This is a genomic window from Aliiroseovarius pelagivivens (assembly GCF_900302485.1).
Taxonomy (GTDB): Bacteria; Pseudomonadota; Alphaproteobacteria; order Rhodobacterales; family Rhodobacteraceae; genus Aliiroseovarius; species Aliiroseovarius pelagivivens.
Window position 1 is genome coordinate 717,120 of the sequence record NZ_OMOI01000001.1, and the last position, 25,629, is coordinate 742,748.

Below are 25,629 nucleotides of genomic sequence, written 5' to 3' on the forward strand. Positions count from 1 at the left end.
CATGCTGCGCTGCAGTATGATTGCTTTTGACAAATAATGATTGACAAACTGTCGCGACTCGCTCCACGTTCAGAGCAACAAAGGGACATTCCATGCACGAAAAAGATCGCCACAGAGTCATCCTATCCGCCGTTCAAGATCGGTCTCTTGTGACCGTTATTGACCTGTGTGTATTGACTGGTGCGTCCGAAGCGACGGTTCGCCGTGACATCAACACACTGGATGAAAAGAAACAGCTTCGCCGTGTTCGCGGAGGTGCTGAGGCCTTGACCTCAACTCCTTTCGTCGGCCTTGCCGGGCGACCGTTCTCTGTCAATGAAACGCTAAACAGTGCAGAAAAGCAGGCAATTGCTGCAGCTGCTGTAGATCTTTGCGAAGACGGCGAGCCGATTATCATCAATGGCGGGACAACGACTTTCCAGATGGTACACCCGCTCGCATCACGTCGAATGCAGGTCTTCACCAATTCGTTCCCGATCGCGGAACACCTGCTGAAAAACACAAGCAACACCGTCATGGTTTCGGGAGGCATCCTTTACCGAGAACAGAATATCATCCTCTCGCCTTTCGAGAATGATGTGACTCGGAATTTCTATGCCAAACGCATGTTCATGGGCGCGCAAGGCATTGGACCATTGGGTCTGATGGAAGGCGATCCGTTGCTAATTCAGGCTGAACAAAAGCTTATCGGGCAAACCGAAGAATTGATTGTCCTAGTGGACAGCACCAAGTTTGAACAACGCTCCAGCCTTGTGCTGTGCCCACTTGAGCGGATCGACACAATCATCACCGATGACAAGATCGATGACCGCACTGCGGCCATGCTGGAATCGGCGGATGTGACACTGATCGTAGTGCCTTCTGGCACAGCGCAGAAAGAGGGGGTGGCGAACCTGCCAGCCTGACCACTACCACTCCAGGGAGGAAACCATGAGTGTACTGAAGAAACTGGCAGCATCAGCTGCAATGACCGCGGCTATGGTCGCCACGCCAGCATTTGCCGAAGATGATGTCCGCATCGCGCTGGTCGTCAAAGCACTTGGCATCGGCTTCTTTGAAGCCGCCGCCGAAGGTGCCAAAGAAGCCGCAGAAGAGCTCGGCAACGTCGAGATCATTTATACCGGCCCAACCGATACAACTGCCGAAGGCCAGATCGAAGTGATCAACGCACTTATCGCACAGCAAGTCGATGCGATTGCGATTTCTGCAAACGACACGGACGCCTTGGTTCCGGCCCTTCAGCGCGCCATGCAGCGCGGCATCACCGTTATCAGCTGGGATTCCGGCGTGGCTCCCGAAGGCCGTCAATTGCATCTCAACCCGTCGTCCAACCCGCTGATCGGTAACATGATCATCAAGCTGGCAGCTGACCATCTCCCAGATGGAGGAGACGTGGCATTGCTCTCCGCGACAACCACTTCCACCAACCAGAACATCTGGATGGAAGAGATGAACAAAGTAATGGGCAACTATCCAGGCATCGAAGTTGTGGCTACGGTTTACGGTGATGATCTTGCCGATAAATCCTACCGCGAAGCTACTGGCCTGATGCAATCCTATCCCGATCTGGACGCAATCATTGCTCCAACTTCCGTTGGCATTGTGGCAGCCGCACAGGCTGTTGTGGATGCAGGCAAAGTTGGCGAAGTGAATGTCACGGGCCTTGGCCTGCCGTCCGAGATGGCCGGTGCCATTGAATCCGGTGCTTCGAAGTCTTTCGCAATCTGGAACCCGATCGATCTGGGCTATTCTGCGACGATGCTCGCCTATGAACTGAGCCAGAACGGCGTCGAAGCCACCGCAGGTGCCGAAGTGCCAATGGGCCGCATGGGTAGCCTGACGTTGGATGAGAACAGCGAAGGGGCGATGGCGGACCCGTTCGTCTATGACGCAAGCAACATCGACCAGTTCAAGTCGATCTTCTAAAGCTTCTCCCTAGCTCGGTCCGGCGCACCACTCGCGTCGGGCCGAACTACCCCAATCCCCAATCCCCAATCCTGAGAGAGTGTTCGGATGTCGACTCGCCCCGCGCCCCCCATATCGCCTGACGTGTCCCCCATGGTCTCTATGGACATGATCACCAAGACATTTCCTGGGGTGAAAGCCCTGGATGAAGTCAAACTGGACCTTTACCCCGGTCAAGTGACCGCCCTTGTCGGTGAGAACGGCGCCGGTAAATCCACGACCGTCAAAATCCTGACAGGCATCTACCAACCGAACGGTGGTACGATCCGTATTGACGGTGATCCGATTTCCTTTGCCACCCCAAATGACGCGGCAAAAGCGGGCATCACCGCCATCCACCAAGAGACCGTTCTATTCGATGAGCTTTCCGTGGCAGAGAATATCTATATCGGCCATGCCCCCCGCACGCGGTTTGGTCTCATTGATACCGTGCAAATGCACCGCTCTGCCGCCAAGCTGCTGGCCGACATTGGCGCGCCTTTCAGTTCACACACCCAATTGCGCGACCTAGGCATTGCCAACAAACACCTCGTGGCGATTGCCCGCGCCTTGTCTGTCGACGCCCGCGTGGTCATCATGGACGAGCCGACTGCGGCCCTGTCCCATAAAGAAATCGAAGAGCTGTATGAGTTAGTCGAAGCCCTGAAATCGCAGGGCAAGGCGATCCTGTTCATCAGCCACAAGTTTGACGAGATTTTCCGCATCGCCGACCGTTATGCCGTCTTTCGCGACGGCGCGTTCGTTGGCGATGGCCGGATCGATGACATCTCCGAAGGGGAGTTGGTAACGATGATGGTCGGTCGATCCGTCGATCAAATCTTCCCACAGAGCGATCATGAGATCGGTGAGGAAGTTCTCAAAGTCGTGGGATACGAACACCCGACTGAATTTGCTGACATCAATTTTACTCTTAATCGCGGTGAAATCCTTGGGTTCTATGGTCTTGTGGGCGCTGGTCGTTCCGAGTTTATGCAAGCACTGTTTGGGATCACGAGACCATCCAAAGGCGTGTGTCGGGTCAATGGCGACATCAAGGTAATCCGCTCTCCGGCGGATGCGGTGTCTAACGGGATCGTCTATGTCCCCGAGGATCGTGGCAAACAGGGCGCGATCATTGGTCTGCCGATCTTCCAGAACATCACTTTACCATCCTTGGGTAAGACGTCCCGAAGTGGTTTTTTGAAGCTCGCCGAAGAATTCAAGCTGGCGCGCGAGTATTCGCAGCGATTGGACCTTCGCGCAGCGGCTCTCGATCAAGATGTGGGCAATCTGTCAGGCGGCAATCAGCAAAAGGTCGTCATCGCCAAATGGCTGGCGACCCAGCCTCAGGTGATTATCTTGGACGAACCCACCAAGGGGATCGACATCGGATCCAAGGCGGCCGTGCATGAATTCATGTCTGAATTGGCCGCGCAGGGCCTGTCCGTCATCATGGTCAGCTCGGAAATACCGGAGATTATCGGCATGTCAGACCGAGTGATCGTCATGCGAGACGGTCGCATTGCCGCCGAACTGGCGAAAGACGATTTGTCCCCTGAAACCCTTGTGCGCCACGCAGCGGGCATCACTACTGACGGAGCGGCAGCATGACCCGATATATACCCGTACGCGAAACGATTTTGGGCGGTGCCATCTTGGTGCTCCTCCTTTTGATCTCGTCGCGCTTTTCCGGCTTCGTTGCGCCGTCAAATCTGGCCAATGTGTTCAATGATACGGCCCCGCTGATCATCCTCGCACTTGGGCAAATGGTCGTGATCCTGACCCGCTGCATTGATCTATCTGTGGCCGCGAACCTTGCTTTAACGGGCATGGCGGTGGCAATGATCAACGTCGCTATGCCGGGCCTGCCGATCCCTGTGATCATCGCGATTGCGGTTCTGCTGGGTGCGATCATGGGTGCGATCAACGGCGTGCTGGTTTGGAAATTGGCGATCCCGCCGATCGTTGTGACCCTTGGCACCATGACCATCTTCCGCGGCATTATCTTTTTGATCTCTGACGGCAAATGGGTGAATTCCCACGAAATGTCTCCAGCCTTCACCGACTTCCCGCGCATGCTGCTCCTGGGCCTGCCTGTGTTGTCTTGGGCCGCGATCATCACGATCATCCTGTTCGGAATCATGATGGCGCGCACGCAGTTCGGGCGGTCGATTTTCGCGGTGGGTGGCAATCCACATGCTGCCGTTTACACCGGCATCGACGTTGGCAAAACCCAGTTCTGGGCCTTCGTTGTGTCTGGCGCATTGGCTGGCCTGACGGGATACCTTTGGGTGTCGCGATTTGCGGTGGCTTACGTAGATATCGCGGGCGGGTTCGAACTTGAGGTTGTCGCAGCCTGCGTCATCGGGGGTATCTCGATCGCTGGCGGCGTCGGCTCTGTCGGCGGCGCGGTGCTGGGCGCTATCTTCCTTGGCGTCGTCAAAAACGCGCTTCCGGTCGTTAATATCTCACCCTTCTGGCAGCTCGCCATCTCTGGCAGCGCGATCCTGATTGCCGTCGCCTTCAACGCCCGTGCAGGCCGCACCAAGGGCCGAATTATCCTCAAAGAGGCGGAGGCCGCACAATGACGGACGCAACCCAAACCCGCCACGTCCCTGATCGCTTGAACAGCCGTGCTGCACGTATCTTCAAAAGCTGGGAGGCCCTACTGCTTGCCGTGGCCATCGCAATCTTCGTGATCAACAGCTTCGCCTCGCCCTATTTCCTGAGCGCATGGAACCTCAGCGACGCGACATTCAATTTCACCGAAAAAGCGATGATCGCCTTCGCGATGGCGTTGCTGATCATCTCAGGTGAAATCGACCTGTCTGTTGCGTCGATCATCGCGCTGGCCAGCACGGCGATGGGTCTGGCCCTACAATACGGGGCTGGCACGCCGGAGCTTGTTATCATCGGCCTGACGGTTGGTGTGCTCTGCGGTGCCTTCAACGGGTTCTTCGTCACGGTGCTTGGTCTGCCGTCTATCGTGGTGACCATCGGCACCATGAGCCTGTTCCGCGGCATCAGTTTCATCATCCTCGGCGATGACGCCTTCCGTGGATATCCATCCAGCTTCTCGTGGTTCGGGCAGGGCTATATCTATTGGGTCTTCACAGTCGAGATGCTGCTCTTCGTGATCATTGCGATCATCTACGGCGTGCTTCTACACAAGACCAACTTTGGCCGCGCTGTCTATGCTATCGGCAACAACCCGACGGGGGCATTGTTTAGCGGTATTCGTGTACAACGCGTCAAGTTCATCCTATTCCTTTTGACGGGCCTGATGTCAGGCATCGCCGCTGTCTGTCTGACGTCCCGCCTTGGGTCAACCCGGCCCAGCATTGCAACTGGAATGGAACTGGAGGTGGTGACAATGGTTGTCCTTGGCGGCGTCAATATCCTGGGCGGGTCCGGCACCATCCCCGGTGTGGTGATAGCGGCTTTCGTGATGGGCTTGGTCACCTTTGGTCTCGGTCTGTTGAACGTGCCCGGCATCGTGATGTCGATTTTCATTGGCCTGCTTCTAATCGGGGTGATTGCCCTGCCGCGCCTCTGGGCGATGGCTGCTGCGCGGCGCAAGTCATGAGCGAGCGTTACGTCTTTCGCATGCGGCTAAACGACGGAATGGCCGAAGAATACAAACGACGTCACGACGCCATCTGGCCCGATTTGGTCGACTTGCTACACGACGCCGGCGTCAGCGACTATTCGATTCATCTGGACGAGGAGACGGGCCACCTCATTGGCGTTCTTACGCGAACGGAAAATCACGGGATGGAGGCCTTGCCAGACCATCCTGTCATGCAGAAATGGTGGACCCATATGGGGGACATCATGGAAACGAACGAGGATCACTCGCCCGTCGCCGCGCCCCTCACTCCGCTGTTTCATATGCCATGACCACGCCGCGCCACATTGCAGTCATCGACATCGGCAAGACCAACGCAAAACTCGCGCTGGTCGATTTGTCGACCCTGACAGAAATGGCCGTCGTCACGCGCCCGAACATCGTGAAATCCGCCCCTCCATATCCACATTATGATGTCGATGAGCACTGGGCGTTTCTTCTGGATGCATTGGCGACGTTCCATCGAGATCACCGTGTCGACGCGATTTCCGTGACCACCCACGGGGCCTGTATCGCGCTGCTAGACTCGAATGGCGCCCTCGCTGCACCCATCCTTGACTACGAACACACCTATCCCGCCGAGACTGTTAATGCCTACGATGCGATCAAACCCGATTTTTCAAAAACCGGATCGCCCAAACTTGCGGGCGGTCTGAACATTGGCGCACAGCTGCACTGGCTTTTTACAAGCAATCCGACCCTCAAAAGCCGCACCGCGCAAATCGTGACCTACCCGCAATACTGGGGGCACCGCCTGACAGGTGTGACCGCGACGGATGTAACATCCATCGGCTGCCATACTGACCTGTGGAACCCCTACGACGGGACGTTCTCCGATCTACCGGAGAAGCTCGGTATTCGCGACAAAATCGCGCCCGTGCGCCGCCCCAGCGACATCTTAGGGCCAATTTTGCCAGAGATAGCAAAGGCCACCGGTCTTGCGCGCGATACGCCAGTTTGCGTCGGCATCCACGACTCTAACGCCTCGCTCTATCCGCACGTTGTGTCGCGGGACGGGCCAGTCTCAGTGGTCTCAACTGGGACGTGGGTGATCGTCATGTCAATGAAAACGGGTGGTGCGGCCACACTCGACCCGGCCCGCGATACCCTCGTCAACGTCAACGCGTACAAACATGCTGTGGCCAGCGCGCGCTTTATGGGTGGACGTGAATTCGAAGTGATCCAACAGGGCCAACGGGTCGAACCAACTGAACAAGACGTGCTCGTTGTGCTGAACGGGCCTCGCATGCTATTGCCATCTGTCGAAATCGGTTCAGGCCCGTTTCAGGGGCGGCAGATGCAATGGCACGGCGGTGAACCTGCGGTCGCAACGGGCCAACGCTCGGCCGCGCTTTCGTTTTATCTAGCCTTGATGACAGGCACCTGCCTGAACCTCGTCGAAGGTGCCGGACCCACGATCGTGGAAGGGCCTTTCGCTAGAAACCCCGAATACCTCGCAATGCTGCATGCCGTCACTGCACGCCCCGTTTTCACGAACTCAGCTGTAACGGGTACGAGCATCGGCGCAGCCATGTTGCTCGGCGGTGATGAGTTTCGACCTGAGCTAGACCAATTTGAGACAGCTTTGCCTTTGGACGCGCTCAGGACTTATGCCGATCTGTGGACAGGGCAGGCCGGCGCCGAGTAGCCACGTGAGGTACGGAGTGACAGTCACAGTCGGTTGGATGATGATTTCGCCACCACAGCGAATGTCCGCTTCCCCACCGAAGCTGACATCTAGGCGCTACGCAGCATTCGACACTCTGGGCTCTCTGCAGACCTTAGCTGCGCGTCGCGCGAAAGGCCGTAGCGCGGGACAATCCCGACTTTTGCTCGCGCCGCTATTGCTTACGCAGAAAATGCTCGCATCCGCAGCGACGAAATTTCGGCGTTGCAGCGGATTTCCCGTTTGCGGACATTCCAAAGGGTAGAAATCGGCAAAATTTAGACCACCCTTTCGGGGCGCGCTGATTGGACGATCGAGACGCGGACTTTGCTGTCGTTGCCATTCCGGGCGTTTGCTGACGCAGCATCTGTTCGCATCTCAGTATATCTATTGCATCTATATGGTGTATGTCGCCGAACCGGCCCTTCGCGAGCTTCGATCAGGGCCAACTTGAAACCATACATTCGCCGTAACAAGTACGGACCATCGAGGAGCGTGGTTTTTCGGCCGCTTCTGCAGATTTGCGAAGGTCTTAGAATGAACAATTAGTTCGAAGCCAGCACCGACGGTTTCCTTCGCATGGCGATGGAAGACCGTTTCGCTTGGCTGTGCTCGACACCGATACGGCCTTGTCGCAGTAGAGGTCGGTATGGAAACTGCGATTCGCCGTACGGGTTACCTGCAAAGCTACTGAATGAAATGGCAGAGACTTCCGTTGTGAAGGATGTACGACACCCTACGTTCCTTTTATAAAGTATCATTCCAGTCTCATGTGCTTGGACAGAAATTTCGCAATCCTCGAGATTGATTGCCTCGCTTCCGGTATGCGGTCATCCCACTCGAAGACGTGCCACATACCTTCCCAAACATGCAGGTCTACGACCACGCCGCTGTCAATCAACGCGTTGGCCAGTTTGACAGACTGACTCAGCAGCAAGTCACGTGTCCCTGTGGTTATCTGGCAAGGCGGGAAATGGGCATCAAACGTGCCGAAGAGTGGGGAAATGAGTGGGTTTTTGACATCGTTGTCACCCGCATAATGTGGCGCAGACATTTCAAGATCGCTCAACCGAAGCGTTGGATCCCGTCCGTCATTGGATGCCAGGCTCTCACCCGAATTGCTTAGATCGCACCACGGCGACAACAAGGCCAGCGCGCAGGGAAGTGGTAGGCCTTCAACTCTTGCTCGCAACATCAAGGAAAGCGCAAAATTCCCACCAGCAGACCCTCCGACCAAAGCAAAGGATTTGTCGGCCAACGCCCGATAGACAGCAAACCCATCATCAATGGCGGCAGGCCAAGGGTGTTCGGGTGCAAGGCGATAGTCAGGTATGATGAACCTTGCGCCTGTCAGCGCACACAGCGGTGCTGCGACGGCCAAATCCTCAAAAGGGCTGCCTTTGACGAAAGCACCACCGAACCCATACAGAACCGGACAACCGGTCAACAGTTCGGGAGGTTCCACCACCAAACAGGTCACGCCTGCAATGTCCGCGACATGCGTACGAACGCGGCTGCTTTGAAGCAACCGTTCGACTATGGGCGTCATATATTCCCTTATCTGCTGTCGCAGAACAGGAAGGTTTGCAGCGGATCGGTCGGTTCCCGAAAACGTGCTCTCTTTGAGAAACTGAAGAGCTTCGGCGCTGACACCGTATTGTGATTCCATTGTTGTCTCCAAGCTTGGCCGCCTGAGGCCAAAGCCTTAATCCCCAACGACTCTGCGCAAGCTTCTGCAAACCTGAATCGCAAGTCACTTTGAATAGAGGCGTATTAACGTCTGTATTGTTCGATTTTTTCCCAGTCAATTTCAAGACCGAGTCCATGACCCTCTGGTGGGCAAAGATATCCGTCATCATCAAACGGAATATTCTCTTTCGTCACTTGCCAGCGAAGCGGGGAGTTCGAGGTCGAAAACTCTGCAAGTTCCAGTGTATCTCTGCTGGCCAGTACATGCAGGTTTGCCCCCAAGGTCAAATTCGAATTCCAACCATGAGGAGCAATGCGCGAGCAACCAAACTTCGCTGCCATCTCGTCCAGTTTTACCAACCCAGATAGTCCACCCACGTGAGACAGATCCGGCTGAGCAATATCCACGATTCCGGTCTCAAAATAGGGCCGCCATTCAAGTGGCACTGTCAGTCCAAGGTCGCCGACACCCACTGGCAGGCCACAGCCTTTCAGCAGTGCATGTCCGTCTATATCATCAAGAGGCAAAGGCGCTTCCAGCCAATGAATGTTACATTCACGCAAAACGGGCAGCATACGATGGACGTCCTCGACAGTATCAAAAGCCGAGATTGCATCCACCATCAACGGATGATCCGGTCCCAGATGCTCTCGAACTGTCCTGATCAATGTTTCAGCAAGATCCGGATCCGTATGCCAGAAGCGATCAGCTGCAATCTTAACTCCGCGTGGGTTGTAGGTGTCTAACGCTTTGTCGATCTTGCGACGCGCATCATCAGGACATCGCCCCAAAGGATAAATGGTGACATACCCAGGGATGCGATTATGTTTCGGACCGCCCAGCATCTGAGTAACTGACTGCCCCAGAGCCTTTCCTTTCAAATCCCAAAGGGCGATATCGATCCCGGAAATTGCGTGCATGACAACCCCCCTCCGACCGATGAGGCTGGTCTGCTCGATCATGTCATGCCAACGGTCACTTAACTCAAGGGGATCCGTCCCGATCAGTATTTCGCGCAAGCCGCATTGTTTGGAGGAACGAAACGGTGCTGAAATGATGGCGTTCGCGATAGAGGGTATGGTGTCAATTTCAGCGATTCCCATCAGGCCAGAATCAGTGTTGACCCGTATCAAGCAGATGCTAAATGCAGTGTCGTGACCTCGGTCGCTCTCAGGACACGGAGCGTAGAGCTCAATGACACCAATATCGGTAATTTTCATATTGACGATCTCGTACTCATAGCTGCAAATTCGGGGCCGCGCAGTGAGCGGTCCCGATCATTTACCTAGTCTTACTCTGCCGGGGATTCGGAAACCGAAGTTTCAATGCCGTTAGCTTCGCGCTTGCTATCCCGGTAAACTGCTTTCAGGATCGCGATCCCCATGAGCACCATTATGAAGCTGAATGGAAGCGCACCGATAACCATCGCAAAGCGGATTGCATTTAGGCCTCCCGCCAAGATAAGGCCGCCCACAACAAAAGCAAATGCACCACCCCAGAAAAGGATATGTGGCTTCGCTTTTGGACTTTCGTCGCCAGCTGCGTTGATTGTGTTGATGATAAGAACAGCCGAGTCTGCCGTCGTCACAAGATAAGTCATCAACAAAATGACTACGATTAGCGACATGACCCAAGCGAGATTGTCGCTTAGCAAGACAGAGAGGGTTGCAAACAACTGGTCAGCTTGGCCCGCCTCCAGAATGCTACCAGCGGCTCGACCGGTCAATTCAAGATCAATCGCCGTCCCGCCAACAATAGCAAACCAGATAAAGCACATTGTACCTGGAACGATCATCGCGCCAATGACGTATTCGCGCACGGTCCGACCACGTGAAACGCGAGCGAGGAACACACCGACTGCGGGCGCAAATGCGATCCACCAGGCCCAATAGAATATGGTCCAACCGCCTTGCCATCCAGCAAGTGCAGCGCCAACTTCTGTACCATCGTCGGTCCAAACGGTAAACATGCTCGATGGCAGCGACACAAGAGGCAGTGTCAGAAGAACTTAGGTTGAAGCGGGCAGGGCGCTGACATAGCGTCCCGCCATGACAAAACGCGACCCCTTCAAGTATTTCAAAACCAGCCCAGAGATCATCAAGTTGGCAGTGATGATGTATGTGCGGTTTCCACTGTCGCTTCGGAATGTTGAAGATCTTTTGCACGAACGCGGGATAGAAATCAGCCACGAAACCGTTCGATTTTGGTGGAACAGATTCGGCCCATTGTTTGCCGCTGAGATCCGGAGAAACAGGGTAAGTCGGCTGCGTTCATATTCAAACTGGCAGTGGCACCTGGACGAGGTCTTCGTGAAGATCAACGGGGAACGACATTACTTATGGCGAGCTGTGGATCACGAAGGTGAAGTCTTGGAAAGCTATGTTACCAAACGTCGGAACAAGCGTGCTGCCCTTAAATTCTTGAAGAAAGCAATGAAGCGATACGGCCAACCCGAGCTTGTCGTCACAGACCGATTGAGGTCCTACGCGGCCGCGATGCGAGAAATCGGAAACGGGGACAAACAAGCTACCGGCCGTTACTTGAACAACCGGATCGAGAATTCTCATCTTCCTTTCCGACGACGAGAACGAGCCATGTCCCGCTTCCGCCGAATGCGAAGTTTGCAGAAATTCGTTGCCGTCCACGCCTCAGTTTATAACCATTTCAACCAGGATCGTAGTCTTTCGAACAGAGATCAATTCAAGCTCAATCGCACCGCTGCTCTGACCGAGTGGCGCAGTCTCTGCGCGGCATGAGGGACAGCTATGCTGGCCTAGTAGAGACTGGTTGGAATTTGTCTGACAGCACACCAAGTACACCTGTTTCTCGTCCCGCAGAAATGCCGGTCGTCCGAGCCAAAACATCAATACCTTGCATGTTCCAGAAATGCAGAAGGTCGATGAAAATCCAGTTCTCGGTCAGTTTACTTCCGTCGCGCCGATAGATGTCGATCACGCGCATATCGCCGGGCGTGTTGGTGGCAGGCATCCCCATAAATCCGCCCGAGGGTGTGAGCGTCAGGTTGGGCCAGCCAAAGAATCCGCCGAAGTGCCCCTCGGCAATGCGGCAAACATGACCATTAAAAGTGCGATCCGTTAGTCCTGCGCGGAATGGGCCAGAGTGCTGCTTTGCGTACCGCTCGATGGTATAACTCGCCCCGATCCCGGCGGGTCCCCACCAGACCATATCCTCGTTCCAACTGCGCCTAAGCTCGTCAACCAAAGGCTCTTCGGCGCCGCCACGCCACGTCTTGATATCATTCACCATGTGGTCGATGGCAGCCAGCGTCTGGCGCCCTTCGTCGGGGTCCTGAGCGTCGAACATCAAACCCTCGTGTGTCATTGGTCCCGGTTGCACCAGATGGGCTGCGGTTTGTGGCGGAAAGGGCTGAAGGCCCGCCTGCATCATGAGATGAGGAATGTCGAAATACATCGCCGTCTCGGTGATCTTGTCTCCGTCGACCCGATGGAACTCGCAGTATCGTAGCATGGCGATTTTGCCCGTTGGGGGGATGCCCAGCCAGGGCTGATCAAACAGCCCCATCAGATGCCCCATCGACACCACCCAAACGCCACCGTGATCCTCAATCGTATTCCGACCTGCCATGAACACATCCATGCGGCGTTGCATATGGGTAAGGGCCGTTCTGAGCGGGGTCCAGAACTGATCTGCCACCTCGCCTCTGTCGCGCAATTCGTGGAACGGATGAAAGCCACGCCACAGGTATTCTGACGAGATAAAACGGTCCTGCACGGATATCAAATCATCAGATGAAGCGGCGTCAAGTTGGGTATAGTAGTCCCTAACCAATTGTTTAGCCGCCTGAAAATCGTTGTCTTTCATTTTCAATTTTGCCTTGCTTGAGTCGCTTTTGCATACGTTTGCAAAAATACATTGCCAAGACGCCGCACCCGAGTCTAGCATATTGCAAACGTATGCAAGCGATTCCACCCGGGGGAACATCCATGGCCGAAATTCAATTGCGCAATCTGTCCAAGCGCTGGGGAGCCTTCGTCGGAGTCGACAATTTTGACCTGACAATTGCCGATAAGGAATTCTTGGTTCTGCTGGGTCCGTCGGGTTGCGGCAAAACCACGACCATGCGGATGATCGCCGGCCTTGAAGACGCCACCGAAGGCGACATTCTTGTCGATGGCAAACGGGTGAATGACCTGGAACCCAAAGACCGCGACGTGGCGATGGTGTTCCAAAGCTATGCGCTTTACCCAAACATGAATGTCTACGACAACATCCGCTTTCCGTTGAAAGTCCGGGGCATTGATCCCAGTACCCATGACGAGAAAGTCCGACGCGCAAGCGCCATGGTGGAGTTGGATGAGTTCCTGCATCGCAAACCCGCCGAGCTGTCAGGTGGGCAGCGTCAGCGAGTGGCTTTGGCACGCGCGATTGTACGCGAACCGAATGTCTTCTTGATGGATGAACCTCTGTCAAACCTTGATGCGAAACTGCGTGTCTCGACCCGTGCGCAGATCAAGAACCTGAGCCACGAACTGGCTGTGACCACGATCTATGTGACCCATGACCAAATCGAAGCGATGACATTGGCCGACCGCGTTGTCGTGATGAAACAAGGCGTGGTCCAACAGGTCGGCAGCCCGACCGATATTTATGACGCGCCCGCAAATGCCTTTGTCGCCAGCTTCATTGGTAGCCCGGCGATGAACCTTGTGGATGGCGAGCTGAAAGATGGCGTGTTTCGTGCAAAAAACACCGAAATTACTGGCCTAAGCGGCCCTGATGGAAAGGTCACGCTTGGGTTCCGAGCCGAAGACGCGAACGTTGTAGAAAGTGACGGCGAGATCAACGCCCCCATCTACACGATGGAGCTGTTGGGCGATGCAACAATGGTGTCCGTTCGCATCAGCGGCGCCTTGGTCAGTGTAAAGGCCGACAAGCTTTTCCGCGCCGAGATCGACGACGCCGTATCCATCCAAGTTCACAAAGATCACTGCCACTTGTTCGACGCCGAAACAGGTGAGCGTATCGGGGGCTAAGCCCCCGCAACTTCCCGCATGACGGGACAATAGGGTGCAGACTTCGAAGGTGCATCCATCCAAACAGGGAGAGAGACAATATGTTTCTGAAACACGCAGCACTGGCCAGTGGTTTGGCCTTGATGGCCGGCACAGCATTGGCGGAATGTGAAATTCCCGGCAATGTCAGCATTGTTGGCAACGAATTCCCAGCCATTCATACCGTCGCCAAAGGCGCGGCTATGTGCACAGGTGGAGAGGTGAAAGCGAACCTCACAGCTGACCACCAGAAAATCAATGTCGCGGGTATGCAAGGCAATCCTGCGGAATACTCTACTGCCATCATCGCGAACTCGTCCGTGGTCGCCCTGATGAACGAAGATGTCATCCGGCCTCTGGACGATCTGGTCGCTGAATACGGTCAGGACATCCCCAAGAACCAGTTGATCACCATCGGTGGTAAGATCATGGCGGTGGCCTTTATGGCGAACGCCCAGACGCTGGCATATCGCAAGGATGTTCTTGAAGAGGTCGGTGTAGGCGTTCCAGCAACCTATGAAGACGTGCTGGCAGCCGCTGAGAAAATTCGTGCGGCAGGCATCAGTGAATACCCGGTCGGTGGCGCTTACAAGGCTGGCTGGAACCTCGCTGAAGAATTCGTGAATATGTATTCCGGATTTGGCGGTGAATTCTTCGTTCCCGGTTCGGCCGAAGTTGCGATCAACAACGAGCAAGGTGTCGCAGCACTTGAGATGATGAAGGCGCTGACCGCCTATATGAACCCCGATTTCCTGACCCATGATTCAAACGCTACTGGCGCTGAAATGGAAGCAGGCAACGTCATGCTGATGAATATGTGGGGCTCTCGCATGGGACCTCTGATGGATGACGAAGGCGCGGAAGAGCAGGTTTATTCCAACATCACCGTCGGACCCCCTCTGACAGTTGGAGGTGGAACAACCCCGGCCTCGACACTGTGGTGGGATGGCTGGACCGTTGCCAAAAACATCTCGGACGAAGATGCGGTTGCGACATTCCTGGCGATGAAGCACGGCACTAGCCCAGCGATCCTGAACGACGAAACCATGGGTCAAGCCGTTTGGATTATCGATGGGTACAAACCGGCACCGGTGAATGATGGCGTCTTCGCAGCCATCGCTGCGGGGACCAAGTCGTACCCAATGCTGCCGTATGTAGGTCTGCTGCACACAGCAATTGGCGACAACCTGTCCGACTTCCTGTTGGGCAAAGAGAGTGCTGAACAAGCTTTGGCAGACTCTGAAGCCGCGTACACAGCTGCGGCGAAAGAAAAAGGGTTCCTTAAGTAAGGAATGCGATCAGTCTGGGGCGACATTGATTGCCCCGGACGTCCCAAGCATCAACACCAAACGCCCGGGGGCAATTGGACAATGAAACATAAATCGTTCTTCTGGTTTGTTCTGCCGTCAGCCTTGGCGATGATGCTGTTTATCTTTTTTCCAATCATCTCGGTGATCGTTCAGTCGGTTCACGTCGAGCATGAACAGGTCATCAAAGTCGTCGAATCCTGTGACCTTTTTGGGTGCAAAGAATCCACGACTGTTGATCAGGAAGCCACCGCTGCTTTGAAAGAAGCAAAGCCTTTGGGTCAATTCTCGGGTTTCAAAACTTATCTAGACCGAAATCATCTGGCAACGACCGAGGTTAGCTCGACCTGGAACAGAACCAACAGTTGGCGCGAATTCGGGTCGCAGATGCTGAACCTGCCGTTCTATAAGGCGATAGGTTTCACGCTCACCTTTACCTTTGTCGTAACGCCTTTGGTGATCATTCTCGGCTTTATCGTCGCCGTCGCCGTCAATGGTGCAGCCAAACGGTTGCGCGGTGTGCTGATCTTCTTCTCGCTTTTGCCAATGATGATCACACCTTTGGTCGGTGCGCTGATTTTGTTCTGGATGGTGGACGCGCGCGGGATCGTTGGCACCACTCTGCAATATCTGGCAGGGGATCCAAGTTTGTCCGTCAAGGCATCGACGCCGATGATGTGGATCATGCTGATGGTCTATGGCGTGTGGCACGCTGTGCCCTTTGCCTTCATCGTCTATTACGCGGGTCTGCAATCTGTAAATCAGGACACACTAGAAGCCGCTCGGGTAGACGGGGCCAACCGGTGGCTACAGATCCGCCATGTGATCATCCCACATCTTCTGCCCCTCACAACCTTCATCGCGCTGATGCAGCTGATGGACAATTTCAGAGTGTTTGAGCCGATCGTCAGTTTTGCCGCCAGCGCGCATGCGACGTCGCTTAGCTGGGCGATCTACAACGACCTTGGTGGGGAAACCCGACAGCTTTCGTCTGCGGCTGCGACCTCGGTTCTGACAATTCTTGGTGTGGCCATTCTGTTGTCACCAGTCCTCGTGCGCACATGGCGCGAATTCGATCGGAAGTAGGTGAAATATGTCTAGCAAATTAAAACGCCAGCCCCCCGCCGTTACGTTGATGGTCGTTGCCGTTCTGGCGATCTGGATGATCTTAGCAGCCTTTCCGTTCCTTTGGACGCTATGGGGGTCTTTCAAGGTCGAGGGTGACTTCTTTTCCAAAGCCGATTGGTCTAACGCCATCAAGGGCACGCTAACGCAGGTCGAAACCGGAGGCCGGTTTACTGGCGACGGATATGAAGGGGCATGGGTTCAGGAAGAGTTCTGGCGCGCTGCACTGAATTCAGTGATCGTCTGCATTTTTGTGGTTTCGATTTCCCTGACGCTTGGCACACTTGGCGGATATGCCCTGGCCCGTTCAACCTATCGCTATGCATTCTGGTTCCTGCTTGCCGCCCTGATCTTTCGCGCGATGCCACCAATCACGCTGGTGTCGGGTTATCTGCCGGTATTTTTCCAGTGGAACCTTTGGGGGCACACCGCGACGACCATCGTCGTTTTGGTAGCGATCAATCAGCCCTTCACGCTTTGGATGCTGCATTCGTTCTTCAAGAACATTCCGGCCGAGCTTGACGAAAGCGCGATGGTCGATGGATGCACCCGCTTTCAGGCCTTCCGCAACGTGATCATCCCGGTGATGTGGCCAGGTGTGATCACCACGGGCCTCTTTTCGTTTTTGCTGGCCTACAACGACTTTGCAGTTACGACGATGCTGCTGTCGAAAGAAAACCAAACCATGATCCCTAAGATCAACAGCTTCCTTGGCACGACACAGACCAAGGGCAACGTGATGTTTGCGGTGTCGGCTGTTGTCTCGGTGACAGCGCCGTTGTTCGTCATGGTTCTGTTCTTCCAACGTCAGATCGTTGGTGGTCTGACCGCCGGCGCGGTTAAAGGGTGACGCTGTGGGGCGCTGTAACCCTCAATCGGTCTATGCCCACGTACGCAGCGCCAGCTTGAATGTCGCTGCGCGCCGGGCACGGAGACCGGGGCGGATTCCATTTGCATCGACGCGGGCCGGGCCAGCTGCCCGCACCGTCGACGTAAATAGAATTCCAGATTGAGAGGACAGCCCAATGAGCTACCCCGACCGAACCCCTTACCTTGAATACGCTGCCGTGCAACGCCACCCCGGCGACTTCACCCCGACAATCGAGCGTTTCTTTTCTTCCACGGCCCAAATCAACGTGGTGCACCCGTTCAACGAAACCGGCAACGGCAGCGGCTATCATGATGCGGTGATTGCACCGCTTCAGGCAGCCTTTACCGGACTGTATCGCCGCGACGATATCGTTATGGCAGGACAGTTTGAAAATGGCGACTGGATCACCGCCACCGGGTATTACTGCGGCTGTTTTGCCAATGACTGGATCGGTATTCGTGCCACAGGACGGTTGGCCTATCTGCGATACGGCGAGTTTCACCGGATGGAGAATGGTGCAGCAGTGGAAAGCTACATCTTTCTGGACCTCCCGGAATTGATGATCGCATCGGGTCAATGGCCCATCGCAACCGGCCCGGGCGACAAACGTGGGTATACCGGTCTGATCCAAGGACCGGCCACACAAGATGGTGTCATGACCGCGCTGCAGGATCCGGCAGAGAGTGCGAAAAGCTACCAGATCACCTCGGACATGTTGCTTAAGCTGGCGACCAAAGACGAAGCCTGGCGACCTTATTGGCACGAGAACATGATGTGGTATGGCCCCGGCGCATTCGGGTCATTCATTGGCATCGATGATTTCGCCTCTTTTCAGGTGCCTTTTGAAAGCCAGTTCGACGAATGGTCGGGTGGGTCGAAGAACAATGGTATGACCCGCCACTTCACCCGCATGGGTGAAGGCAACTACTCCTGCTCGGGGGGGTGGCCGTCGCTGACTGGCGTCAATGTCAAATCATTCCTTGAACAGGACCCGACCGGCGAGCGTGTCTTCATGCGTGTCTGCGACTGGTGGCGTCGCGAAGGCGATCTGCTGGTGGAAAACTGGGTCTTTGTAGATGTTCCTCACGTGCTCAAGCAGCTCGGTTTTGATCTGTTTGCTGACTTGGAGAACGCGGGATGACATCACGGGCCGACTTCATCGTTGTAGGCGCAGGCTCGGCAGGTTGCATTGCAGCTGCTGAGCTGATCCGGCGTGAAGCCGGTTCGGTGCTGTTGCTTGAGGCCGGCCCCACAGACAATTCTCCAGTGGTGAAGATGCCCTTCGGTCTGGTCTGGATGATGGGCAAGCGCCACCGGGATTGGTGCTACAAATCGACCCCACAAACGCATCTTGGCGGGCGTCAGTTGAACGTCACACGCGGACGCATGGTTGGTGGATCGGGTTCAATAAACTCGATGGTTTGGTTCCGGGGCCGCAAAGACGATTTTGACAATTGGCAGCTGCCTGGCTGGTCATGGGCTTATGTTGAACCCGCGTTTGAGTCCATTGAAGCCCGCCTTACACCCAATAGAATGCAAGGCGCGCATCCTGTGACGGAAGCCCTGCACAGCCTGTTTCCAGAACACGGAACAACGCCACCGTCGCCGGAGTACGAAAGCGCAGGTGTCTTTGCGTTCAACATGGTGAATGGGCGTCGTCGCTCGGCTGCAGACGGCTTCATAAAACCCAACCCGCCTGGTCTGACACTGGTCACCGGGCAAGAAGTGGATCGGGTTCTTTTCGATGGCGATACTGCCCGCGGCATACGTCTTGTGGATGGCACTGAACTGAACGCCAACAAGGGCGTGATACTGTCAGCGGGTTCGATTGGCTCGCCATCAATTTTGATGCGTTCAGGTGTCGGCCCTCGGGCGGATCTAGCGGCCCTCGGTATAGAAGTTCGCCACAACTCAGAAGAGGTTGGTAAAAACCTGCATGATCATCCGGCCGCCGGTCTACATTTTGCCGGACCCGGATCTGGATACGGCATCACACCTGCGCAGATGCCGGGGTGGGCTGCCGCGCCTTTCCAATACCTCATGACACGCAGGGGGCGCTTTGCCTCGCCCACAGTTGAAGGCGGCGGTTTTTTCAACGCACGCGGATTGGACGAAGCCCCAGATGTTCAAAGCCACTTCATCCCCTTCATGTTGGGGTGGGAAGGCAAACGGTACGTTTACGGCTCGGGCTATTTCGCAGATGTGTGTGTCTGTCGTCCCAAATCGCGCGGTGCGCTGAGGCTGACCAGCCGTGTTCCGAAAGCTGCACCAGAGATCGATCTGGGTGTGTTCAATGACAGCTCGGACATGGACACGCTGGTGGCGGGCCTGAAACGGCTGCGGATCCTCATGGATCAGGTCGATTTCGGCACGCGTCATGCCCCAGAAGCCTTCCCAGGTCCAACGGTCCAGTCCGACGAGGCATTGCGTGATCATATTCGTGATCGCGGTGCGACGGCCTATCACCCTGTCGGCACCCTGCGGATGGGAGAGGGCGATGCGCCAGTGACCCCCCGCTTAACAGTGCGCGGTGTTCAGGGGCTTTGGGTGGCCGACGCGTCGGTCATGCCAGCCGTTACATCCGCGAACACCAACGCCCCATCAATGATGATCGGCCATCGCGCCGGAGAATTTATAGCAGAGGATTGCGCATGAAGGGTTCTCGTCCAGAACAAGCGGTCTTAACCCGCGACACGGATATGTCGAAAACCGAAGATACTCGCCGGGTGATCGAAACCATGGTGGATGGTCTGAATGACCACCGCATCAACGATATCGGCGAGTTTTTCAGCCAAGGTTTTCGTTGGATGGGCAATCAGGGCTGCGGCACTAAAACTGGCCTAGAAGAGTTTCAGGACAACTGGCAGCGCCCCTTTCAGGCGGCGTTCTCCGACAAAACCTGCATCGACGAGGCCCGCCTTTATATGGGCGAATGGGCCGCCGCCTTTGGCCGTCAGGAAGCCACCCATTCAGGCGAATTTCTTGGCATCGCCCCCACCGGAAAACGGGTCGAAATCCGCTACATGGATTTTTGGAAAGTTGTGGACGGCAAAATCGTCGACAACTGGGTGAACGTGGACTTCGCCCATGTGGCCGCCCAGTTGGGCGTCGACCTGTTCAACGGAGAAGGTTGGGAAGCATATGACCGGGGCGAGCGCGAAACCCCACGACCGAACTAAACGAGGAAAAAGCAATGACAATAGAATACCTCAAACGTGGCAAACCCGAAGCAGATCGCGCCGAGGATGATGCGAAAACCGCCGCCGTTGTGGCCGCGACGTTGAAGGACATCGAAACCCGTGGAGACACCGCCGTACGCGAGTTGGCCAACAAGTTCGACGGGTATGATCGCGACAGCTATCGCCTGACCCAAGACGAGATCGACATCCTGATCGCCAAGGTCAGCCCCCGCGACCTTGAAGACATCAAGTTTGCACAGGCGCAGGTGGTTAACTTCGCCCAAGCCCAACGCGACAGCATGTTGGATATCGAGGTTGAGACCATGCCCGGCGTCATTCTGGGCCACAAAAACATCCCCGTGCAATCTGTCGGCTGCTACGTACCCGGCGGCAAGTTCCCAATGGTCGCCTCGGCCCATATGTCGGTCGCCACCGCCAAGGTGGCGGGCGTCCCGCGAATTATCGCCTGCACGCCACCTTTCAACGGTGAACCCAACCCAGCCGTGATTGCTGCGATGCATCTGGGCGGCGCACATGAGATTTACGTTTTGGGCGGCATTCAAGCCGTGGGCGCGATGGCCCTTGGCACTGAAAGCATCGACCCAGTTCACCTGCTGGTCGGACCCGGCAATGCCTTTGTGGCTGAAGCCAAGCGGCAGCTATTCGGTCGCGTCGGGATTGACCTGTTCGCAGGTCCAACCGAGACCATGGTGATCGCAGACGAGACCGTCGATGCCGAGATGTGCGCGACCGACCTGTTGGGCCAAGCCGAACACGGCTACAACTCCCCCGCGGTTTTGGTGACAAACTCACGCAAATTGGCCGAAGGTACGCTGAGCGAAATCGATCGCATCCTAAAAATTCTGCCCACCGCAGGCACGGCTGGCGTCAGCTGGCAAGACTACGGCGAGGTCATCCTGTGTGACACCTATGACGAGATGCTTGAGGTCGCTGACGACATTGCGTCCGAGCATGTTCAAGTGATGACCGACCGGGACGATTGGTTCCTTGAAAGCATGACTTGCTATGGCGCTCTGTTCCTTGGGCCACGCACCAATGTCTCGAACGGGGACAAGGTGATCGGCACAAACCACACGTTGCCCACCAAAAAGGCAGGGCGCTACACCGGCGGACTTTGGGTTGGCAAGTATTTGAAAACGCACAGCTATCAAAAAATCACGACAGATGAGGCTGCCGCCAAGATTGGCGCATACGGTTCGCGTCTATGCCTACTGGAAGGGTTCGTGGGTCACGCCGAGCAATGCAACCTGCGTGTACGTCGTTACGGCGGACAAAACGTACCTTACGGTGAGGCCGCCGAGTAATGAGCTTGCCCGCGCACCTCAAATCCCTGATCGCGCCCCTACGCGCAGCAATGGCGGAGTTCTCCGAGGTTGGGGTGCGCGCGGCGTTGAATAGTGTTCTGGCCGACGATGCAACGGTGCGGCTCTCGCATCCCTTGGGCGAGATGTCCGGCGCAGAGTTTTACGACCGCGCCTATGCACCGCTGCTTGAGGCGATGCCAGACCTCGAGCGACGCGACCTGATCGTCGTTGCCGGGAATGATGGGGATGGTGGCGGCTGGGTCGGCTGTATGGGGCACTATATGGGCACATTCGCAGCTCCGTTTCTCGATATCCCGCCAACTGGTCACCTGGCACATATGCGGTATCATGAGTTTTACCGCATCGAAGGGGATCGCGTCGTCGAGATGCAGGCAATCTGGGACTTGCCGGAGCTGATGATGCAAGCCGGGGCTTGGCCGATGGTGCCAAGCCTAGGGCGCGAGTTTTGTGTGCCAGCGCCGATGACGCAAGATGGACTGTCAGAGCACGACCCCAATGTCAGTCAGGCGAGTCATGATCTGGTGATCGACATGCTAACCCACCTGTCGCGCCATCCGTCTGAAGGCGGGCCAGAGATTATGCAGGCGGAGCGCTTCTGGCATCCACGCATGAACTGGTACGGTCCTGCGGGCATCGGCACCGCGCGTGGCATTGCAGGCTTTCGCAACTGGCACCAGATCCCGTTTTTGAAAGCACTACCTGATCGCAAGGGTGGCACGACCGGCACCCTGAATTCGCACTTCTTTGCCGATGGAAATTTCGTCGCCGTGACCGGCTGGCCCAACATGCAAATGTCTGTGACCGGAGACGGTTGGCTGGGCATCGCACCTGCGGACCAGAAGATCACAATGAAAAGCCTCGACTTCTGGCGCGTCGAAGGGGACCGCATCCGTGAAAACTGGGTTCTGGTCGATCTGCTGGACGTCTATGCCCAGCTGGGCGTAGATGTGTTTGCCCGACTGCGAGAGTTCAACAAAGCACGCGTTCCGGGCCGTATTCCATTCCCGATAGGAGCCGCCAGATGACCCTGCCTAAGACCCCATCCTTCCGCCTTGATGGCAAACGCGCGCTGGTGGCTGGTGCCAGTTCTGGCATCGGTCTGGCCTGTGCCACAGCTTTGGGCGAGGCTGGGGCCGAGGTCACTTTGGCCGCACGCCGGGCCGATGTACTGGCCGGTTTGGTCGATGAAATGAAGGCAGCAGGAATGACGGCACGCGCGCTCCCTCTGGACGTTGCCGATGTGGCGGGCACGCGGGAAGCGATCGCCGACAATGGCCCGTTTGATATCCTCGTGAACTCTGCGGGACTAGCGCGCCACAGCCCGGCCAGTGAAACGACCGCGGACGATTTCGACGCGGTTTCGAACCTCAACATCAAAGGTGCATATTTTCTGACGCAGGCTGTCGCCAAAGGGCTTCTGGCCGCGGGCAAGCCCGGCAGCCTTATCAACATATCTTCGCAGATGGCCCATGTCGGCGGGCTTGATCGCGCGGTTTATTGCGCCACCAAACATGCTGTTGAGGGGTTCACGAAATCCATGGCAATCGAGTGGGGAAAGGCGGGCATTCGCGTCAACACGATCTGCCCCACCTTTATCCTGACGGACCTGACCCGCTCGACATTCGAACAGCCCGACAAACGCGCGTGGATCGAAGACAAGATCAAGCTGGGCCGTGTGGGCGAGGTCGAGGACATCATGGGGGCCGTGGCCTATCTGGCCTCGGACGCATCGTCTTTGGTGACAGGTACGGCGTTGATGATTGATGGCGGGTGGACAGCAGAATGAGCACAGCCAAAGTCACATCCCAACAAGTTGCCGAGCGTGCTGGCGTCAGCCAATCCGCTGTCAGCCGGGTGTTCACTCCGGGCGCGTCGGCCTCGAAGAAGACGGTCGAGAAGGTTCGAAAAGCGGCAGCCGAACTGGGCTACCGCCCCAACGTTCTGGCGCGCGCAATGGTGTCTGGCAAAAGCCGGATCATCGGTTTGGTCGTCGCCTATCTTGAGAACCAATTCTATCCCGAAGCGCTGGAAAAACTGTCGAACGAGCTTCAGCAGCGCGGCTATCACGTGCTGATCTTTTTGGCTGAGCAAACCGCTGGGAATATTGACGATGTCGTCGAGGAAATCCTTGATTATCAAGTGGATGGAATCATTGCGGCTTCGGTCGCTATGTCCTCGGATCTATCCGATCGGTGCCGGGCGGCAGGCGTACCGATGGTGCTATTCAATCGTAGCCAAGATGACCCAAATATGTCCGCTGTGACCTCGGACAATTATGCAGGTGGGCGTAAAATCGCAGAATTTCTGCTGGCCGCCGGTCATCGTAAAATCGGGCATATCGCCGGGTGGGAAGGCGCCTCGACCCAGCGTGATCGCGAGGCTGGGTTTATCTCGGCATTAGCCGAAGCGGGTGTCGCCTTACACTCGCGCGCTCAGGGTGATTTCACTATGGAGAAGGCCGCAGAGGCCACCCGCAAAATGTTCACATCTGACCCGCCCGAAGCCGTCTTTGTCGCCAACGATCATATGGCCGTGGCTGTCATGGACACGTTGCGATTTGAATTGGGGTTCAAGGTGCCCGAAGACGTATCGGTTGTGGGTTTTGATGATGTGCCAGCCGCCGGATGGCCCGCCTATAATCTGACCACTGTCCGCCAGCCGGCCAACCGAATGGTGGCCGACACGGTCGAAATCCTGCTCGACCAGATTGAAAACAAAAGCGACGAACCGCGCCGCATCGCCATTGACGGGCCGCTGATCCTGCGCGGATCGGCCCGCATTCCAGAAGGATGGACCGCATGAAGGGTTTTGCCCCGAAATTCACCGATTTCCCAGATTACATCCTGAAGATCACCCGCGAGATCTGGGAGGATCGCGGTATCGCCACGCTCAACCACTACTACACCGAAGACATTCCGATGCGCTTTCCCGAGGGCGTCTCGATGGGCAATCAGAAGACCATGAACGGCACGCTGGCCACGTTGGCGGAGTTCCCGGATCGCGAGCTGACCGGTGAAGACGTGATCTGGTCTGGTAACGAGGAAGATGGGTTCCTGTCCTCGCACCGTCTGCTGACTATGGGCACACACACTGGCGGTGGCTTTTTCGGCCCAGCCACTGGCAAGCGGTTTGTGATCCGCGCCATTGCCGATTGCGCCGCGATCAATGATCAGATCAACGATGAATGGCTGATCCGCGACACGGCAGGTATCGTTCTGCAACTTGGAATGAAGCCGAAGAAATTCGCGCGTAATCTGATTGCGCGAGAAGGCGGGCCAGCGCATTGCGTCAAGCCATTCTGCCCCGCTGTCGATGTCGAAGGCCCCTACAAAGGGCGGGGCAATGACAATGAATGGGGCGCTCGGATGTCAGACATTCTGACCCGGATGATGAACAAAGACTTCGCGGTGATCCGCGCGGAATATGACCGGGCGGTTCAGACCGAGCATCCAGCCTCGACCACCGTGCATTCTTGGGCAGATACTGAAAAGTTGTGGATGGGTCTGCGCGCATCGTTTCCGAACGCCGAGTTCAAGATTGAGCACCAGATCGGGCGAGAAGACCCGATGTTATCGCCCCGTGCCGCCGTTCGATGGAGCCTACACGGCAAGCATGACGGCTGGGGCATGTTTGGCCAACCGACCGGCGCTGATGTCTATGTGATGGGCTTCACCCATGCTGAGTTTGGCCCCTATGGGTTGCGCCGCGAATGGACGCTGTTTGACCACGTTTCGATCTGGAAGCAGATCCTGATGCAGACGGGTGCGTGCTAAATGGCAGTACGACAATCATATCTGGATTCCAGTCAGGCGGCGCAGCGGTTTCACACCCACCGCGCCA

General features: G+C 56.1%; 23 protein-coding genes and 1 pseudogene. 20 read left to right on the forward strand and 4 right to left on the reverse strand.

Annotated features, from left to right (window positions below; genetic code table 11):
* Positions 1 to 92 precede the first annotated feature (92 nt).
* From ALP8811_RS03545 to ALP8811_RS03575, 7 genes are all read left to right on the forward strand, one after another.
* The gene (locus ALP8811_RS03545) at positions 93 to 905 is read left to right on the forward strand and encodes a DeoR/GlpR family DNA-binding transcription regulator (protein WP_108855796.1); all 813 of its coding nucleotides are present in this window, start codon (positions 93 to 95) and stop codon (positions 903 to 905) included.
* Positions 906 to 930: 25 nt separating this feature from the next.
* Complete coding sequence (gene rhaS, locus ALP8811_RS03550; RefSeq protein WP_108855797.1) at positions 931 to 1,926, forward strand: rhamnose ABC transporter substrate-binding protein; 996 nt, start codon at positions 931 to 933, stop codon at positions 1,924 to 1,926.
* 87 nt (positions 1,927 to 2,013) lie between these two features.
* Complete coding sequence (locus tag ALP8811_RS03555; protein ID WP_108855798.1) at positions 2,014 to 3,555, forward strand: sugar ABC transporter ATP-binding protein; 1,542 nt, start codon at positions 2,014 to 2,016, stop codon at positions 3,553 to 3,555.
* A complete protein-coding gene (locus ALP8811_RS03560; RefSeq protein WP_108855799.1) occupies positions 3,552 to 4,532 on the forward strand; it encodes an ABC transporter permease in 981 nt (326 codons plus the stop codon). Before ALP8811_RS03555 ends, ALP8811_RS03560 begins: the two co-directional genes overlap by 4 nt.
* Positions 4,529 to 5,530: an ABC transporter permease gene (locus tag ALP8811_RS03565; protein WP_108855800.1), complete on the forward strand. Its 1,002-nt coding sequence runs from the start codon at positions 4,529 to 4,531 to the stop codon at positions 5,528 to 5,530. Before ALP8811_RS03560 ends, ALP8811_RS03565 begins: the two co-directional genes overlap by 4 nt.
* Positions 5,527 to 5,844 (forward strand): L-rhamnose mutarotase, encoded by a 318-nt coding sequence (locus ALP8811_RS03570; RefSeq protein ID WP_108855801.1) that lies wholly within the window; start codon positions 5,527 to 5,529, stop codon positions 5,842 to 5,844. Before ALP8811_RS03565 ends, ALP8811_RS03570 begins: the two co-directional genes overlap by 4 nt.
* The gene (locus tag ALP8811_RS03575) at positions 5,841 to 7,220 is read left to right on the forward strand and encodes an FGGY-family carbohydrate kinase (RefSeq protein ID WP_108855802.1); all 1,380 of its coding nucleotides are present in this window, start codon (positions 5,841 to 5,843) and stop codon (positions 7,218 to 7,220) included. Before ALP8811_RS03570 ends, ALP8811_RS03575 begins: the two co-directional genes overlap by 4 nt.
* Positions 7,221 to 7,995: 775 nt before the next feature.
* Here ALP8811_RS03575 and ALP8811_RS03580 read toward each other — a convergent pair.
* From ALP8811_RS03580 to ALP8811_RS03590, 3 genes and pseudogenes are all read right to left on the reverse strand, one after another.
* Positions 7,996 to 8,919: an alpha/beta hydrolase gene (locus ALP8811_RS03580; RefSeq protein ID WP_146183983.1), complete on the reverse strand. Its 924-nt coding sequence runs from the start codon at positions 8,917 to 8,919 to the stop codon at positions 7,996 to 7,998.
* A 92-nt stretch (positions 8,920 to 9,011) separates the two neighbouring features.
* The gene (locus ALP8811_RS03585) at positions 9,012 to 10,148 is read right to left on the reverse strand and encodes a mandelate racemase/muconate lactonizing enzyme family protein (protein ID WP_108855804.1); all 1,137 of its coding nucleotides are present in this window, start codon (positions 10,146 to 10,148) and stop codon (positions 9,012 to 9,014) included.
* Between the two features lie 71 nt (positions 10,149 to 10,219).
* Positions 10,220 to 10,918, reverse strand: a pseudogene (locus ALP8811_RS03590) (BCCT family transporter); the annotation flags it as partial.
* Positions 10,919 to 10,976: 58 nt separating this feature from the next.
* On the opposite strand from ALP8811_RS03590, the gene ALP8811_RS03595 reads away from it, so the two are divergent.
* On the forward strand, positions 10,977 to 11,684 hold the full coding sequence (locus ALP8811_RS03595; protein WP_108855806.1) for an IS6 family transposase: 708 nt from the start codon (positions 10,977 to 10,979) through the stop codon (positions 11,682 to 11,684).
* 7 nt (positions 11,685 to 11,691) lie between these two features.
* On the opposite strand, the gene ALP8811_RS03600 is transcribed toward ALP8811_RS03595, so the two are convergent.
* On the reverse strand, positions 11,692 to 12,771 hold the full coding sequence (locus ALP8811_RS03600; RefSeq protein WP_108855807.1) for a nuclear transport factor 2 family protein: 1,080 nt from the start codon (positions 12,769 to 12,771) through the stop codon (positions 11,692 to 11,694).
* 122 nt (positions 12,772 to 12,893) lie between these two features.
* Between ALP8811_RS03600 and ALP8811_RS03605 the strand changes: the two genes are divergently transcribed.
* The 12 genes from ALP8811_RS03605 (at position 12,894) to ALP8811_RS03660 (ending at position 25,562) form a co-directional block, all read left to right on the forward strand.
* Positions 12,894 to 13,943, forward strand: coding sequence for an ABC transporter ATP-binding protein (locus ALP8811_RS03605; RefSeq protein WP_108855808.1), 1,050 nt, complete (start codon positions 12,894 to 12,896; stop codon positions 13,941 to 13,943).
* 80 nt (positions 13,944 to 14,023) lie between these two features.
* The gene (locus ALP8811_RS03610; protein ID WP_108855809.1) at positions 14,024 to 15,250 is read left to right on the forward strand and encodes an extracellular solute-binding protein; all 1,227 of its coding nucleotides are present in this window, start codon (positions 14,024 to 14,026) and stop codon (positions 15,248 to 15,250) included.
* An 81-nt stretch (positions 15,251 to 15,331) separates the two neighbouring features.
* Complete coding sequence (locus ALP8811_RS03615) at positions 15,332 to 16,354, forward strand: carbohydrate ABC transporter permease (protein ID WP_108855810.1); 1,023 nt, start codon at positions 15,332 to 15,334, stop codon at positions 16,352 to 16,354.
* 7 nt (positions 16,355 to 16,361) lie between these two features.
* On the forward strand, positions 16,362 to 17,243 hold the full coding sequence (locus ALP8811_RS03620) for a carbohydrate ABC transporter permease (protein WP_108855811.1): 882 nt from the start codon (positions 16,362 to 16,364) through the stop codon (positions 17,241 to 17,243).
* A 175-nt stretch (positions 17,244 to 17,418) separates the two neighbouring features.
* A complete protein-coding gene (locus ALP8811_RS03625) occupies positions 17,419 to 18,405 on the forward strand; it encodes a hypothetical protein (protein ID WP_108855812.1) in 987 nt (328 codons plus the stop codon).
* Complete coding sequence (locus ALP8811_RS03630) at positions 18,402 to 19,919, forward strand: GMC family oxidoreductase (RefSeq protein WP_108855813.1); 1,518 nt, start codon at positions 18,402 to 18,404, stop codon at positions 19,917 to 19,919. The genes ALP8811_RS03625 and ALP8811_RS03630 overlap by 4 nt, the downstream gene beginning before the upstream one ends.
* On the forward strand, positions 19,916 to 20,443 hold the full coding sequence (locus tag ALP8811_RS03635) for an ester cyclase (RefSeq protein WP_108855814.1): 528 nt from the start codon (positions 19,916 to 19,918) through the stop codon (positions 20,441 to 20,443). The genes ALP8811_RS03630 and ALP8811_RS03635 overlap by 4 nt, the downstream gene beginning before the upstream one ends.
* Positions 20,444 to 20,457: 14 nt before the next feature.
* Positions 20,458 to 21,768, forward strand: coding sequence for a histidinol dehydrogenase (gene hisD / locus ALP8811_RS03640; RefSeq protein WP_108855815.1), 1,311 nt, complete (start codon positions 20,458 to 20,460; stop codon positions 21,766 to 21,768).
* Positions 21,768 to 22,814 (forward strand): ester cyclase, encoded by a 1,047-nt coding sequence (locus ALP8811_RS03645; protein WP_108855816.1) that lies wholly within the window; start codon positions 21,768 to 21,770, stop codon positions 22,812 to 22,814. The genes hisD and ALP8811_RS03645 overlap by 1 nt, the downstream gene beginning before the upstream one ends.
* On the forward strand, positions 22,811 to 23,575 hold the full coding sequence (locus ALP8811_RS03650; protein ID WP_108855817.1) for an SDR family NAD(P)-dependent oxidoreductase: 765 nt from the start codon (positions 22,811 to 22,813) through the stop codon (positions 23,573 to 23,575). The genes ALP8811_RS03645 and ALP8811_RS03650 overlap by 4 nt, the downstream gene beginning before the upstream one ends.
* Complete coding sequence (locus tag ALP8811_RS03655; RefSeq protein ID WP_108855818.1) at positions 23,572 to 24,591, forward strand: LacI family DNA-binding transcriptional regulator; 1,020 nt, start codon at positions 23,572 to 23,574, stop codon at positions 24,589 to 24,591. The genes ALP8811_RS03650 and ALP8811_RS03655 overlap by 4 nt, the downstream gene beginning before the upstream one ends.
* Positions 24,588 to 25,562, forward strand: a complete 975-nt coding sequence (locus tag ALP8811_RS03660) for an ester cyclase (protein WP_108855819.1) — start codon at positions 24,588 to 24,590, stop codon at positions 25,560 to 25,562. The genes ALP8811_RS03655 and ALP8811_RS03660 overlap by 4 nt, the downstream gene beginning before the upstream one ends.
* The last annotated feature ends 67 nt before the right edge of the window (positions 25,563 to 25,629 follow it).

What these genes read in the sequence shown, in the direction of transcription:
- ALP8811_RS03545 (WP_108855796.1), top strand. Translation starts at nt 93, where the DNA reads ATGCACGAAAAAGATCGCCACAGAGTCATCCTATCCGCCGTTCAAGAT.
- rhaS (WP_108855797.1), top strand. Translation starts at nt 931, where the DNA reads ATGAGTGTACTGAAGAAACTGGCAGCATCAGCTGCAATGACCGCGGCT.
- ALP8811_RS03555 (WP_108855798.1), top strand. Translation starts at nt 2,014, where the DNA reads ATGTCGACTCGCCCCGCGCCCCCCATATCGCCTGACGTGTCCCCCATG.
- ALP8811_RS03560 (WP_108855799.1), top strand. Translation starts at nt 3,552, where the DNA reads ATGACCCGATATATACCCGTACGCGAAACGATTTTGGGCGGTGCCATC.
- ALP8811_RS03565 (WP_108855800.1), top strand. Translation starts at nt 4,529, where the DNA reads ATGACGGACGCAACCCAAACCCGCCACGTCCCTGATCGCTTGAACAGC.
- ALP8811_RS03570 (WP_108855801.1), top strand. Translation starts at nt 5,527, where the DNA reads ATGAGCGAGCGTTACGTCTTTCGCATGCGGCTAAACGACGGAATGGCC.
- ALP8811_RS03575 (WP_108855802.1), top strand. Translation starts at nt 5,841, where the DNA reads ATGACCACGCCGCGCCACATTGCAGTCATCGACATCGGCAAGACCAAC.
- ALP8811_RS03585 (WP_108855804.1), bottom strand. Translation starts at nt 10,148, where the DNA reads ATGAAAATTACCGATATTGGTGTCATTGAGCTCTACGCTCCGTGTCCT.
- ALP8811_RS03595 (WP_108855806.1), top strand. Translation starts at nt 10,977, where the DNA reads ATGACAAAACGCGACCCCTTCAAGTATTTCAAAACCAGCCCAGAGATC.
- ALP8811_RS03600 (WP_108855807.1), bottom strand. Translation starts at nt 12,771, where the DNA reads ATGAAAGACAACGATTTTCAGGCGGCTAAACAATTGGTTAGGGACTAC.
- ALP8811_RS03605 (WP_108855808.1), top strand. Translation starts at nt 12,894, where the DNA reads ATGGCCGAAATTCAATTGCGCAATCTGTCCAAGCGCTGGGGAGCCTTC.
- ALP8811_RS03610 (WP_108855809.1), top strand. Translation starts at nt 14,024, where the DNA reads ATGTTTCTGAAACACGCAGCACTGGCCAGTGGTTTGGCCTTGATGGCC.
- ALP8811_RS03615 (WP_108855810.1), top strand. Translation starts at nt 15,332, where the DNA reads ATGAAACATAAATCGTTCTTCTGGTTTGTTCTGCCGTCAGCCTTGGCG.
- ALP8811_RS03620 (WP_108855811.1), top strand. Translation starts at nt 16,362, where the DNA reads ATGTCTAGCAAATTAAAACGCCAGCCCCCCGCCGTTACGTTGATGGTC.
- ALP8811_RS03625 (WP_108855812.1), top strand. Translation starts at nt 17,419, where the DNA reads ATGAGCTACCCCGACCGAACCCCTTACCTTGAATACGCTGCCGTGCAA.
- ALP8811_RS03630 (WP_108855813.1), top strand. Translation starts at nt 18,402, where the DNA reads ATGACATCACGGGCCGACTTCATCGTTGTAGGCGCAGGCTCGGCAGGT.
- ALP8811_RS03635 (WP_108855814.1), top strand. Translation starts at nt 19,916, where the DNA reads ATGAAGGGTTCTCGTCCAGAACAAGCGGTCTTAACCCGCGACACGGAT.
- hisD (WP_108855815.1), top strand. Translation starts at nt 20,458, where the DNA reads ATGACAATAGAATACCTCAAACGTGGCAAACCCGAAGCAGATCGCGCC.
- ALP8811_RS03645 (WP_108855816.1), top strand. Translation starts at nt 21,768, where the DNA reads ATGAGCTTGCCCGCGCACCTCAAATCCCTGATCGCGCCCCTACGCGCA.
- ALP8811_RS03650 (WP_108855817.1), top strand. Translation starts at nt 22,811, where the DNA reads ATGACCCTGCCTAAGACCCCATCCTTCCGCCTTGATGGCAAACGCGCG.
- ALP8811_RS03655 (WP_108855818.1), top strand. Translation starts at nt 23,572, where the DNA reads ATGAGCACAGCCAAAGTCACATCCCAACAAGTTGCCGAGCGTGCTGGC.
- ALP8811_RS03660 (WP_108855819.1), top strand. Translation starts at nt 24,588, where the DNA reads ATGAAGGGTTTTGCCCCGAAATTCACCGATTTCCCAGATTACATCCTG.